The organism is Methanobrevibacter sp. V14 (assembly GCF_963082475.1).
Taxonomy (GTDB): Archaea; Methanobacteriota; Methanobacteria; order Methanobacteriales; family Methanobacteriaceae; genus Methanocatella.
This window is the reverse complement of sequence record NZ_CAUJAM010000006.1, coordinates 297,541-310,419: the sequence shown is the minus strand read 5'-3', so window position 1 is coordinate 310,419 and position 12,879 is coordinate 297,541. Positions and strand designations below refer to the sequence as shown.

The window sequence follows — 12,879 nt, the reverse complement described above, 5'->3', positions numbered from 1 at the left end:
TAAAAAATACATAGAAGTTAGTGATAATAATTATAGACATTTTCAGCCGTTTTTTGATTAATGCCCTCTGTTTTAGATAATTGCTCCAATGAAGCATTTTTAATGTTTTCAATACTTTCAAATTCTTTTAAAAGAGCAATCTTTCTTTTTTTACCCACACCAACTATATCATCAAGTGAAGAGGCTGAAATATTCTTGCTGCGAAGCTTTCTGTGATAGGTTATTGCAAATCTATGAGATTCATCACGCACTTGCTGAAGCAAGTATAATGCTTTATTGTTTTTTGGAATAATAATTGGGCGACTGGAATTTGGAGTGAATACTTCTTCAAACTCTTTAGCAAGACCTATAATTGGAATATGTGTGAGATTTAATTTTTCTAAAACTCCATATGCCATACCTAGTTGTCCTTTACCCCCATCGATGACTATTAAATCTGGTTCGGGGTCACGATCAACCATTTTTAATCTACGAGTCAATAATTCCTCCATCATTGCAAAATCGTTGGGACCGGGAGTTTGCATCTTAAAATGTTTATACATTTTTTTATTAGGTTTGCCATCTTTAAAAGATACCTTTGAACCAACAGCAAACTTGCCTGAAATATTACTAATATCATATCCTTCAATTACACGAGGCGATTTATCAAGCTTAAGGTATTTTTTAAGCTCAATTAATGATGATTCCATCTTTTTCTTTTGATGTTTGATGATTTCAGCATTTTTCTTAGCCATTTTAACAAGCCTTAATTTAACACCTTTTTGAGGAACTTTTATTTTAACTTTATTTCCTCTTAAATCACTTAACCAATCTTGAAGCAAATCCTTATCATCAATATCTTCATCTAAAAGAATTTGTTTTGGAATATGGCGATTATAACCATAATATTGTTGGATAAAAGCAGAGATAATTTCAGATGATGAATCATATTCCGATGCACTCATTAAAAAGTCATCACGTCCAACAATCTTACCATTTCTAATCGGCATTATAATAACTACCACCTCATTTTCGCCAGGTGCAATAGCTACTACATCTTGGTCTAAATCATCATCAACCAAATCAACAAATTGTTTTTCCATAATCTCTTCAATTGATGCAATTTGGTCTCTTATAACAGCTGCTTTTTCAAATTCCTCATTTTCAGAAGCTTGTACCATTTCTTTTTTTAAATTTTTAACAATTGTTGAGTATTTTCCTTGGAAAAATAAATCGATTTTGTGAATAATTTCAGAATATTCTTCTTTAGAGATTTTACCATCACATGGTGCGTAACATAAATCAATTTGATAATTTAAACAAGGCCCATCCATATTGCGGCAAGTTCTTATTTTAAATAATGATTTTAAAAATTTAACAGTTTGTTTTACAGAACCAACATCAGTAAAAGGACCATAATAGATCCCATTTTTAGTTATGTTTCGTGTAATAACTAAACGAGGAAACTCCTCTTCAGTTATTTTAACATAAGGGTAGCGTTTATCATCTTTAAGCTGAACATTGTATCTTGGTCTGTGTTTTTTGATTAGAGTAGCTTCTAAAATCAAAGCTTCTTTTTCAGAATTAGTTACAATATATTCTAAACTATCAAAATGACTCATTAAAATTTGAGTTTTAGGTCTGTCAAGTTTTTCCCTAAAATAAGATTTAACCCTTTTAATGAGGTTTTTTGCTTTGCCTATGTAAATAATGGTGTCTGTTGAATCACGCATTATGTAGACACCAGGCTTATTCGGCAAATTATCAGGGGATTTAACTTTGGTGGACATTTAAATCACCTAATTAAGTTCAACAATATCATCAGTGATTTTAACAGTGTTATTTGCTATCATTAAATCCAAAACACTATTAATTCTTGAAGCTGTCTTTTTAGATGTTGATTTGAATCCAAAATTACGTGAGGTCTTTTTTGCAATTTGACCAGTAGTGATATTTTTATTATAAGTCAATACAAGCTCAATACTTTTAGCTATTTCCTCATCAGAGATTAATTCAATGTTTGGTTTATCCCTTTTTCTAATAACTACATTATTATTTGAAGCATCATATAAAAAGTCCCCAATTTTGATAATGCTTCCAGTGCTTTCTGCATTATCAATGGCAGCATTAACAGTTTTTTTCAATTTAGATCCGGCCCGTTTAATATGGCAACTATCTTTAATTCTTTTTGTTACTTCATTAACATGAATTGGACCTTCAATATCAACAATTAATTTAACACTATCAGCCACAGTATCAATAGACTTTTTATATAAATCATCTGATGAACTAAGACCGATGTCTCCAGATTGAACATAATTAACAATATTGGATTCGAGTTTCTTTTTACCCGGCAATTTATGATTATCAAAAGCTTTTAATTGATTATCCTGTCTGTGTCTTTCTTTTTCAATTTGTTTGTAATCTTCATTAGCTGATAGAATAATGTCTTCCAAATCTTGGTCTTTCAAATCTTCTCTTCTATGTTGTTCATGAACCGGAACAATAACATCTTCATCGCTTTCAATTTCTTTTTTAAGAGCTTCCATTTTCATTTCTTTTTCAATTCTTTGCTCTTCTTTTTCAGCGAAAGTTAATCCTTCTTCCTTTTCAATTATTAAATCAGAATCATCCTCAGGCATATTTAAATAGTCAGCAGGATCGTATTCTTCAGTTCTGTCAACTACAGAAACATAATCAATTTGCGTTGGGTTTTCAATTTCTTTTAAAGATTTATTAATATATGCCATGTCTTTTTTAATTCCTTTTATAGACTCTTTTACGGTTCTAGGCTTTTCATCTTCATAGTAGAAATTGTTTTTTCTAAGTTTACTTGTAACATCATTTGAACCCTGATAATAAGTAACTCCATCACCTGTAGCTTCTTTTATATCAGTTTCTTCAACTACCTCCGAAGTTTCAGCATCTTGAATTTCCACATCATTATTATCTATTTTTGGAGTTTCACTTTCTGATTCGTTAATGTCATATTCTTCATTGGAATCATCATCTTCCAAATCAAATACTTTTTTATCACCATCGATTTCAATATTATCAAAAGTTTCATCAATGTACTCTTTTTTAGCATCTTCAACAATGTTTAAAATATCATCGGAATCATCATTATCCCAATCAGGCAAATTATCATTGAATATGTTCAATTCATCTTCTGAATCATCTCCCAAAGCATAGGAATCATCATCATTAACAATTTCAGCTTCTACAACAAAATCCTCCTTAGGAGATGGTTTGTGCAATTCTGTGACATCATCAATGAATTCTCCTTTAACCGTTTTAATTTCTTGAGGTTTTAATTTAGTTTCTCCGACTACAACATCAGATATAATTGATTTTACAAAATTTGAATGTTTAGATTTGCTATTTACTGGTTGTTTATCAATTATCTGTGAATTATCATCTGATGCTAAATTTTCTCCTTCATTAGAACTCACATCATCATGATCAACAACAATATAATCATCATCAGAACCTAAATCAACCCTTTCATCAATATCAGATTCCACATCACTACCACCATGATCAACAACAATATAATCATCATCAGAACCTAAATCAACCCTTTCATCAATATCAGATTCCACATCACTACCACCATGATCAATAACAATATAATCATCATCAGAACCTAAATCAACCCTTTCTTCAGGTTTAGCATTAAAACTCAAATCTTCATCATCACTATGATCAACAACAATATAATCATCATCAGAACCTAAATCCACTTTATCATCAATTACATGTTCTTTTTCAGGAGTAACATCAGAAACAATATGAAGATTTTTATCTTTTTTAGAGGAAGACTTTTTATTAGCATTAGTTTTTAAACCTTTTTTAGGTTTTTCTTCAACAATAGGTTCTTTAATATCTTTGTCTATTTTACTGCTAAATTTCACATTCGGAACTTCTTTAGTTGTTGTCTTTTCAACTACCTCCTCATTATGGTCAACAGGAATATAATCATCATCAGAACCTAAATCCACTTTATTATCAACTATAGACTCCTCACTAGAATTAACATCAATATCGGGAGTTTCATCCAAATTAGGTTTTAAATCATCATCCAAATTAGAATTATCACCTAAATCTTTATGGAATTTAAGAGAATCAAAGAATGATACTTTTTTATCCTCTTCTTCGGCAGAATTAGGATTAATAAATGATTTTATTTTATTGCCTAAAGATTGAGATCCAACATCTTCATCAGCATTATCTTCTGCAGATACCTCCTCATTAAATTCACCTATTTTAGCATTATCACTTGATTTTGGAGTGTCTTCATCACTACCAGAAGCTTCAACTTCACTACTGTCCACTAAATCATCACGTTTGTGAACTTCTTCCTCACTGCTAGAATTTTCAACTTCACTACTGTCTGATAACTCATCACTACCTTGAATTTCTTCATCATCACTAGGAGATTCAACACTGACAAATTCCGAGTCATCTTCTCCAAATTCACTTTTAGGCATTTCAACACTGACAAATTCAGATTCCCCTTTAACTTCTGATTCGTCATTATTAATTGATGGATTAACTTCATCCTCATTGCCTAATAAATCTGAGGGATTAAGTTTACTTACATCAATAGGCTTTTCTAAAATATCTCCATCATCTACTTTTTCAACTTCAACAAAGTCAGCAGGTCCAATATCTTCAATGTTGATTTCATTAGCTTCCTCTTCTTCTTTCGCTTTTCTTTCAGCTTCTTCTTTTTCATGAGCAATACGTAATTCTTCAGCTTTCTTTTCAGCTTCCAATCTTCTTTTTTCAGCTAATCTTTTCTCTTCTTCAGACCTACGTCTTTCTTCTTCACGAGACGCTTTGATAGATTTTTCAACGTTTTCTAATAATTTTTTACGACCTAAGTCTCTGTTTCTATACCAATCAGTAGACCATAAGTGATATAGTTTCCAACCTAAACCAGTTAATACTTGTTCACGAAGCCTGTCCCTGTCCCGAGCTACTTTACTTGATGAATACATTTTTCCATCAGTTGTAATTCCCAAAATATATTTTCCAGGATTTTCATCATCAACAATAGCTAAATCCACTCTAAAACCCGCACAACCAATATTTTTGTCAACAGTATAACCATTTTCTTGTAAAAAGCTTGCTATTGCATCTTCAAAAGGTTCTTTAGTTGATTCACTAACCTTTTGAGTTCCAAGTGTTAAGTTTTCTGCATATTCCAAGAATTCTTTTAATGATTTGACACCATATGGTGGGTTAGCTGTTAGATTCATATCATGAGCTTTAAAGTTTGAGAATACTACGCATTTCTCTCTTGCACGTGTGATTAATACATTTAATCTTCTTTCTCCACCATCTTGGTTTAGTGGACCAAAATTAAGAGACATTTTACGGTCTTGGTCATAACCATAACCTACACTAATCAAAATAACATCCCTTTCATCTCCCTGAATTGTTTCAAGGTTTTTGACAAAGAAACGTTCTTCCTTGTTATCTGAGAACAATGGTTCATATTCCGGGTGTTCTTTACGTTTTACCTCTAATTCCTCTAAGATTGCATTTTTCTGAGCAACAGAAAATGTTCCAACACCTAAACTTTTACTATCACCATACTTTTCAAAGTGATTGAATATTTCATCAACAACATCTTTTGCCTCTATAGGATTTTTAGATGATGTTCCTCTTAAATATACAGTATTTGGATTATATCTAAATTTTAAACCAAGTTCAGGATCTGAATGTGAAGGTGAAGGATAAACTAACAAGTCATCATCATAAAATTCACGATTTGATACGGAAATTAAGGATTCATGGCGTGAACGATAGTGCCATTTAAGCATTTTAACTGGGAATGATAATTTACATAAATGTAAAATACTTTCCATGTCAAGAGAGGTTGCCTCTTCTTCATCGCTTTCAGCATCAGACATTTGGTCGAAAAATGATGTTGGAGGCAATTGTTGAGTATCCCCCATAACTACAGCAGTTTTTCCTCTCATAAATGCACCTAATGCATCTTCTGGTTTAACTTGACTTGCTTCGTCAAAAATAACAACATCAAATTGCAATTCTTCATTTGTCGGATCTAAGTATTGGGCAATAGACAATGGACTCATCATAAAACAAGGTTTAATTTGTTTTATCATTCCACCAGTTTTTTCCAAGAGTTTTCTAACTGGCATGTGCCCACTTTTTCTTGTAAACTCTCCAGCTAATATTTTTGCTTGTGGATTTTCTGTTCCTCCAAATATCTTTGGAATATTGCTGTTTAATTTATGGTAAATTCTTTTACGGTTTAGTGTTAAAATCTTTTTATCTAAATCCTTAAATTCACGAATACGATTTTCATGTAATTCACCAACAAATGTTGCAAGTTCATGATTTTCAAGGAATAATATATTTAAAAGTGAATCTGCGAAGTTTCCTTCAACTAATGCTTCAATATCCTCTTTTTTAATGTTTCTCTTTTCAATTGAATCCACAAACATTTTAGCATTAGAGCTTTTAAGTGCATTTTTAGTATTCAAGTATTGGGACCATAAATGAAGACTTGATAGTTGTCCTCTCCAATTATACAACTGTTCTTGCCATGCTTCAAATTGTACATCCCCGGTTTCCCGTTTAAAGATTAATTTACTTCTTGGATTTAATTTATCTTTAAGTCTTGATAAGACTCTTACGAATTCTTCACCAGAATCAATATACTCAGATAAATCTCTTTCAGGATTAATATCAAATAAATCTTTACTCATTAAGTCAATGGTATTCTGTGAAAATGTTCCTTCCCTAACTAATGCAGTAAATTCATTCATCCAACTAGCAATAGCTTTTAAATCATTAGGATTTGCATTTAGATGCCAATATCCTCCATAATATTTTTGACCTAAAGGACTATTGATTTCTAAAGTTTTTCTCATGTGAATTACGGCTTTTACTTGTTGCAGATCATTTATGATTTCACTGATACTGTCTGGAACCTGAATGGCATAATATCTATCAACAATTTCAATATGTTGTTTACTGCTAAATAAACGGAATTTCTTAGTGGATAAATGCTGTAACTCATATATTAACCTATCAATATCTGCCTGTAGGATACTTTGATTAAATTTATTTAATGCCTGTGCGGATCTTTGGTATTTTTCAAGCTCCTGAATCAATCTAAATGCATCATCAGTATTATTATTCCATGCCCCTGATTTAATTATATTTCCGTCAATCAATTCTGCATTTTGAGATTTGATTATTTCAAAGGCAGATAGAGAATTTTGAAACTCATTTAAAGTATTTGGTTTTTTAATTCCATAAATATCATAAACCCTTCCACGTTCCACCAAGAAAGTATCCAGCGCATGAAGAGTATCATTAATAAGCATTTCTATTTCTCTTAAATCAGCTGGAAGCAAACTTTTAGGAGCGCATTTGCTCCATGGATTCTCCTTAGAAATTGTTTGATATAATTCAGATAGATTTTCCAAAGCTATTTTCATATCATCCAAATCTTTTAAAGTAACACTTTCAGGATTTTCAAATCTGACTAATGGCATTAAAGCATCTTTTCTAGCAAAATGGTCATCAGCTGATTCTTTCATCCCATATAATTGGAATGGAGTTAAATTAACTGCAAATGCAGGTTTATGAATAATTTGAGAATAATCATCAAGTTGACGACGTAAAGTTTCTAATTTGCGAATGGTATTATCGATATTTAAAGGTTCTTGAGCACGTACATTTGTAGCCTTTTGCAAGTCTTTAAGGAATTTTTTACGTCTTGTTTTATGTGAATGTAATTCTAAAACGAATTTACCTAAACCAACTGCAGTCAATCTGTCTTTTACAACATCCAATGCTGCCATTTTTTCTGAAACAAATAAAACTGATTTGCCTTCTGCCAATAATTCAGATATTAAATTTACGATTGTTTGTGATTTACCAGTTCCCGGAGGTCCTTCTACAACTAAATTTCTACCTGCTTTAACATCCTGGATAGCTGCAATTTGAGATGAATCAGCATCAAGAACCTGATACATGTTTTGATATTCTAATTGAGTATCAATATCTTCTTCTCTAAAAGCTTCTTGATTATTTTTAGCAGGATTAAAAATAGCTTGTATTAATTCGTTTTTAGTTAAATCAACATTATCTTCCCATGCTTCCGGGTTTAAATCATTATACATTACAAATTTTGTAAAACTAAAGAAACCTAAAGCTACATTACTGTTAACTTTCCATCCATCCATCCTAGATACTGCACGGCGTACGCTAGCAATATAATGGTCAATGACTTCACCATATTTTTTAAATTCAAAATCTGGAAGTTCAATGCCCGCTTCCAATAATTTAGCTTTAAGTGAAATATTTGTCTGAATATCCTCTCCAGTCCATTCAAGATTAAATGATTCCCCTACTTTTTTCCTCTCCATTGCAACAGGAATCAAAACTAAAGGAGCATTGTTCTTTTGTTTTGGTTTAGATTTATCCTTCCACTCTAAAAAGCCAATGGCCAAGTATAAAATATTATAACCTTGCTCTTGAAGCATTGTTTTTGCTTGGTTATTAATGTAATATAACCTTTTTTGGAGTTCTTTTGGAGTTAAATCAGTGGCTAATTTCTTATCTCCTTCTGAAAACTTTGAAAAATCAAATGGAATATGATCCCAAACTGAGGATTTATCTTCTATTTTATCCTTTTTATTAGCTACAAAGTACATTTTACTGTCTTGTAAAACTAAAGTTTGAAAAAGATTTATTGGTGTTTGATTTACTATAGTAATAGTTTTAACCCTTGTTTTAAAATTAAGAAGTTGATTTCTTAAAGTTAAATCCAATAACTCTCTACGTAAATTTTTAAATTCCTTTTCGATTATATTATTTGACTTGTTTAACATGATGACCCTTTAAAAAGTGTAAAAAAAATTCAGAATGTATGTATAACTATAATTTATTTGATTAATAAAGTTTTCTAAATGTTGTAAAAAGCTAATAACTAAAATTTATGCCTGAAAATAAAGTAAAATAATGAATGCTCACTGAAACTAAGTGTTTTTAAATTTTAGCATTGCACTATTTCTATTTTTTGAACTTTAAAAGAATATTGGCTGTTTTTAATTTAAATTCCTACTTAAGTGATTAATTAACATTATGGAAAATTAAATTTCAGAAGCAATATTTAATAATGCCTGATTAAGCCATGATTTTTTAGTTTGCATATGAATTTAACTTTAAAAATGGCCAAAATTTCTTAATTTTTCACTAGCAATTAAAGAAGCAAAATCACCTGATTTTACAATAGAATAATTGTTAAGCCTATATGAAACATAAGCGGCCATATAAGTATCGCCGCATCCTGTAGTATCAACTATATCCTCACATTCAACAGCATCTATTTTGATTTCACGGCCGCAAATAATCCTAGACCCATGACTTCCATCAGTTATAACTATTTCATCTACATCATAGCCAACACTGATTATCTTTGCTTCAGATTCATCCATGAATATTGCATTAACATTTGATAAAATACTATCCAACTTATCAAAGCTATCTAATTTTAAGGTATAGTTTTCATTTACTTGCACATCTGGAAGTCTTAAAAATCCTTGTATTGATAAGAACACAGGAACATCGAAACTTTTTAAATATTCAATAGTTTCAACTGGAAAATCATACCTGTTAAGTGGATTTATAACAAATCCATCAATTTTTTCAGGTAAAATCCCCTCCAAATCTGAAGGTGAAATTGGAATATTGGCGAAATTACTGGATTGCTCACGTATATCCAAATTATCTTTATCGGGATAATTGTTTATAAAAAAATGAGTATCTTCTTTCTTAATTACTTTGACTTTCTCCAAATCCGGAAAATCATTAACTAAACTTTCATCTGAACAGTTAGTGATAGCTAAGTAATCCTTGTAAAATTCCTCAAAAACAAAACTTTGAAAGTAAGTTGCTCCACCTACTTTGTGAAACTCATCATCTCCAATAATAACTAAATCTTTAGTAACCGGCCCAATAATAACTAGTGTCATGTGAAAATTAAATCCCGAATTTTTTTTTAGATAATTTCAAAAAATCAAGTGAATGGATTTTCACGACACGGATTTATTAAAAATAAATCCAAATATGGTGAAATCACCTAAATTTTTGAAAGAAATGTTCTATGAATTAATCAAATTCAATAGTGCTATCAACAATATGACATTTAGATACAATGTTATAAATCTCTTTTCTGATTTTATCTTTGATTTCACTCATCAACGGAAACCCTAACTGTTAAAACAGAACCGATCCGTCTAGTGACCAAACATGAATCACCAATTGCACTTGCACATCCAATTGATTCGATGAATGATTTAAATTCATCTGCATCAAAATTATCCTGTGTTTTGAAGCAAAACTTGATTGATTTATTAAATTACGCACTAAATTAAATAAAAGCATAATGCAATTCCAATTGAAGCAAATGAATCTGATAGCGCCACCCAAAACTATGATATAGGACATGAGATAAAATTGCAACACATTCAAAGACATCTCTGATAAATCATGAATACAATCGCTTAATGTTGCCACACTGTTAGTTGCAAGACTGCAAATGAGGGCAGTGATATTAAAAATAAGATTCATGAAAAAATACAAATGCTAAATTTTACCCAGCTTGTGATGAAAATATGTATCTAATCCCATGAATATATTATTTAAAAAAAGAAATATAAAAATGTTATTTAAATTTGAGGATGATTTTTAAAGAAAATTTAAGTTAATTATATATAATTTAAAAAGTAAAATCATAATAGTGATTTAAAATGGCAATAATTGGAACAACAATATTTTCCCACATACTTCCTGTGATGTTTGGATTTTTCGCATTTATTTTGATAATTTCCGGATCTTTAGAAAACAATAATCCTAAATTAGGTTTAGGAGTTATACTATTTATTATTGCTTGTGTTTTCCCATATGTAGTTTTAAGTGTTCTAATCTAGGAGTTTGACTTCTCCAGAATGAAGACTAGTTCCAATTAATACTTTTTTTATACCTAATGACTCCAATTCACTTAAAGAATCTTTATTTACTCCACCAGCAATTATTAATTTTTCTTTCAGTTCACTGAATTCATTTAATAATTTTTCATTATATCCTTTTTCAGTACCGACACTACTAATATCTAAAAGAATAATTTCATTAGAATCAAGTCTTATTAAAACATCTTTTAATTCAGACAATGTCATATCCAAATGATTAGCAAGCAATTCATTATTTTTAGTGTCAATACTTACAACAATCCTCTCTTTTGGATATTTTTCAAAGATTTTTTCCATCTCTTCAATGCTTTCAATAGTTTCTGTTGGAACAATGACCTTGTAGGCATAATCAAGGAAAAATTCAAATGCTTCGCAATTTTTAACTCCGCCATCAAACATTACTGGAAGTATTGTGTTGACCATTTTAATCTCATTGATATTGTGTCCTTTTGATTCAATCAAATCTAAATCCGCAATATACATTTCATCAGCACCATTGAGTTTTAAACCTTGAGCTATTTCCACAGGACTAGCGGATTTTGCAAAAACAGTATTTAAAAGTTGATAAGTGTCCCTCATTCCGGATTTGCCACTTACAGCTTGATGTTGTTTTAAATCTATTACTGGAATTTTTTTAATCATGATATAAAATTAGAAAAAACTAGTATTAAAAACTTAAGGAGGTTAGATGAACTGAAATATTATTCAGTCCATCCGAAGTATAAAACTTATGATCAATTTTTCGGTAATAACAATATGTGTTATGAACCTCTACTTATTAAGTTAATTTACATAGTATATAAATGTTACCATAATTTAAAAAAATTAAAGTGAACTTGAATAAATCATTTATACTTAATTATGACAATATTAAACATAAATATAAAGAAAAATAATTTTCATTAACAAATTGTATAAAAAATTTTAAAACAATAAAACACGAAAATTTAGAGACCTTAAAAATGGTTAAAATTAATAAAAGTAACTTGATAAAATTTATTTGAAAAATAACATTATAAATTAAAGTTTGAAGTAATTGAAGAGGGAATTTGAAAGATAGTATTTTGTGTTTGTCCAATTTATGCTAAGCTATTATATTACTCCAAACTCTATATAATAATTATGAATTAATAATATAAATACTTTTTAAAAAAAGTAATACAAATAATAATATAAAATATAATAAAAGTATTACTAAAAATTTTAAAAATAATTAAACTCTGCAATTATCATCGATATAGGAATCAAATCTTATGTAAGCTTCATCAATGGCTTGAAAGATTTGTTCTTGAGTAATATCAGATAACTCATCAAAACTAACTCCAACATCAACATCAACATCTAATTGATTGTCTTTATAATCTAGAACAATGTCCAAATCTAAATCTTCGATTTCCTTTGAAGGTAATGCTTTTGAAACTTCATTTTCTAAAATTTCACCAAAGTCATCAGAAATAGTTGCCAAATCATCTTGAGTTAATACTTTAAGTTTTGACATGAAAATCTAAAAAAAATAAAAGGTTTAAGCCTATTGGCCCGTACCTTGCATAGCTGCTTGAATATTACTTTGCATCTCTTCAAGTTTTTTCATAACTCTTTCTTCTTGACGAGCCATAGTTTGTTTTCTTAATTGAAGAGTTTCTAACTTATCTTCCATATCAGCTAAAGCATCTGCATATTCTACTTTAATAAGTAAAGTACCAGCTTGTTTGAATACTTCGGTATTTTCATCAGTTTTTTTAAGTTCTTCTAATGCTTTTTCAGTTTCTTGAACTTGCACTTCAACATTTTGAATTTGCATAGTTACAGCTTGAGCTTGTTGTTGTAATTGTTGAAACTGGTTTAATTGTTCTTGAATATTTTCAGGAATCTCCATTATATC

8 protein-coding genes are annotated in these 12,879 nt (G+C 30.0%); 2 read left to right on the top strand and 6 right to left on the bottom strand.

Going from position 1 to position 12,879, the window contains the following annotated elements:
- Positions 1-17 precede the first annotated feature (17 nt).
- The 3 genes from uvrC to Q9968_RS03535 all read right to left on the bottom strand — a co-directional run bounded on the left by uvrC (position 18) and on the right by Q9968_RS03535 (position 10,001).
- A complete protein-coding gene (gene uvrC / locus Q9968_RS03545; protein ID WP_305513519.1) occupies positions 18-1,769 on the bottom strand; it encodes an excinuclease ABC subunit UvrC in 1,752 nt (583 codons plus the stop codon).
- A 9-nt stretch (positions 1,770-1,778) separates the two neighbouring features.
- Positions 1,779-8,858, bottom strand: a complete 7,080-nt coding sequence (locus Q9968_RS03540; protein ID WP_305513517.1) for a DUF3320 domain-containing protein — start codon at positions 8,856-8,858, stop codon at positions 1,779-1,781.
- A gap of 333 nt (positions 8,859-9,191) precedes the next feature.
- A complete protein-coding gene (locus Q9968_RS03535) occupies positions 9,192-10,001 on the bottom strand; it encodes a PfkB family carbohydrate kinase (RefSeq protein ID WP_305513515.1) in 810 nt (269 codons plus the stop codon).
- A gap of 267 nt (positions 10,002-10,268) precedes the next feature.
- Here Q9968_RS03535 and Q9968_RS03530 point away from each other — a divergent pair, with 267 nt between their 5' ends.
- Together Q9968_RS03530 and Q9968_RS03525 are read left to right on the top strand one after the other, a co-directional pair.
- Complete coding sequence (locus Q9968_RS03530) at positions 10,269-10,403, top strand: hypothetical protein (RefSeq protein WP_305513513.1); 135 nt, start codon at positions 10,269-10,271, stop codon at positions 10,401-10,403.
- A gap of 375 nt (positions 10,404-10,778) precedes the next feature.
- Entirely contained in the window at positions 10,779-10,958 is a 180-nt protein-coding gene (locus Q9968_RS03525; RefSeq protein WP_305513512.1) for a hypothetical protein, read from the top strand.
- Here the strand turns inward: Q9968_RS03525 and Q9968_RS03520 are convergent.
- The 3 genes from Q9968_RS03520 to Q9968_RS03510 form a co-directional block, all read right to left on the bottom strand.
- Complete coding sequence (locus tag Q9968_RS03520; protein WP_305513510.1) at positions 10,950-11,639, bottom strand: HisA/HisF family protein; 690 nt, start codon at positions 11,637-11,639, stop codon at positions 10,950-10,952. The genes Q9968_RS03525 and Q9968_RS03520 overlap by 9 nt on opposite strands.
- Before the next feature lie 571 nt (positions 11,640-12,210).
- On the bottom strand, positions 12,211-12,495 hold the full coding sequence (locus tag Q9968_RS03515; protein ID WP_305513508.1) for a DUF3194 domain-containing protein: 285 nt from the start codon (positions 12,493-12,495) through the stop codon (positions 12,211-12,213).
- A 30-nt stretch (positions 12,496-12,525) separates the two neighbouring features.
- Positions 12,526-12,873 (bottom strand): prefoldin subunit beta, encoded by a 348-nt coding sequence (locus Q9968_RS03510; RefSeq protein ID WP_305513507.1) that lies wholly within the window; start codon positions 12,871-12,873, stop codon positions 12,526-12,528.
- Positions 12,874-12,879: the final 6 nt, after the last annotated feature.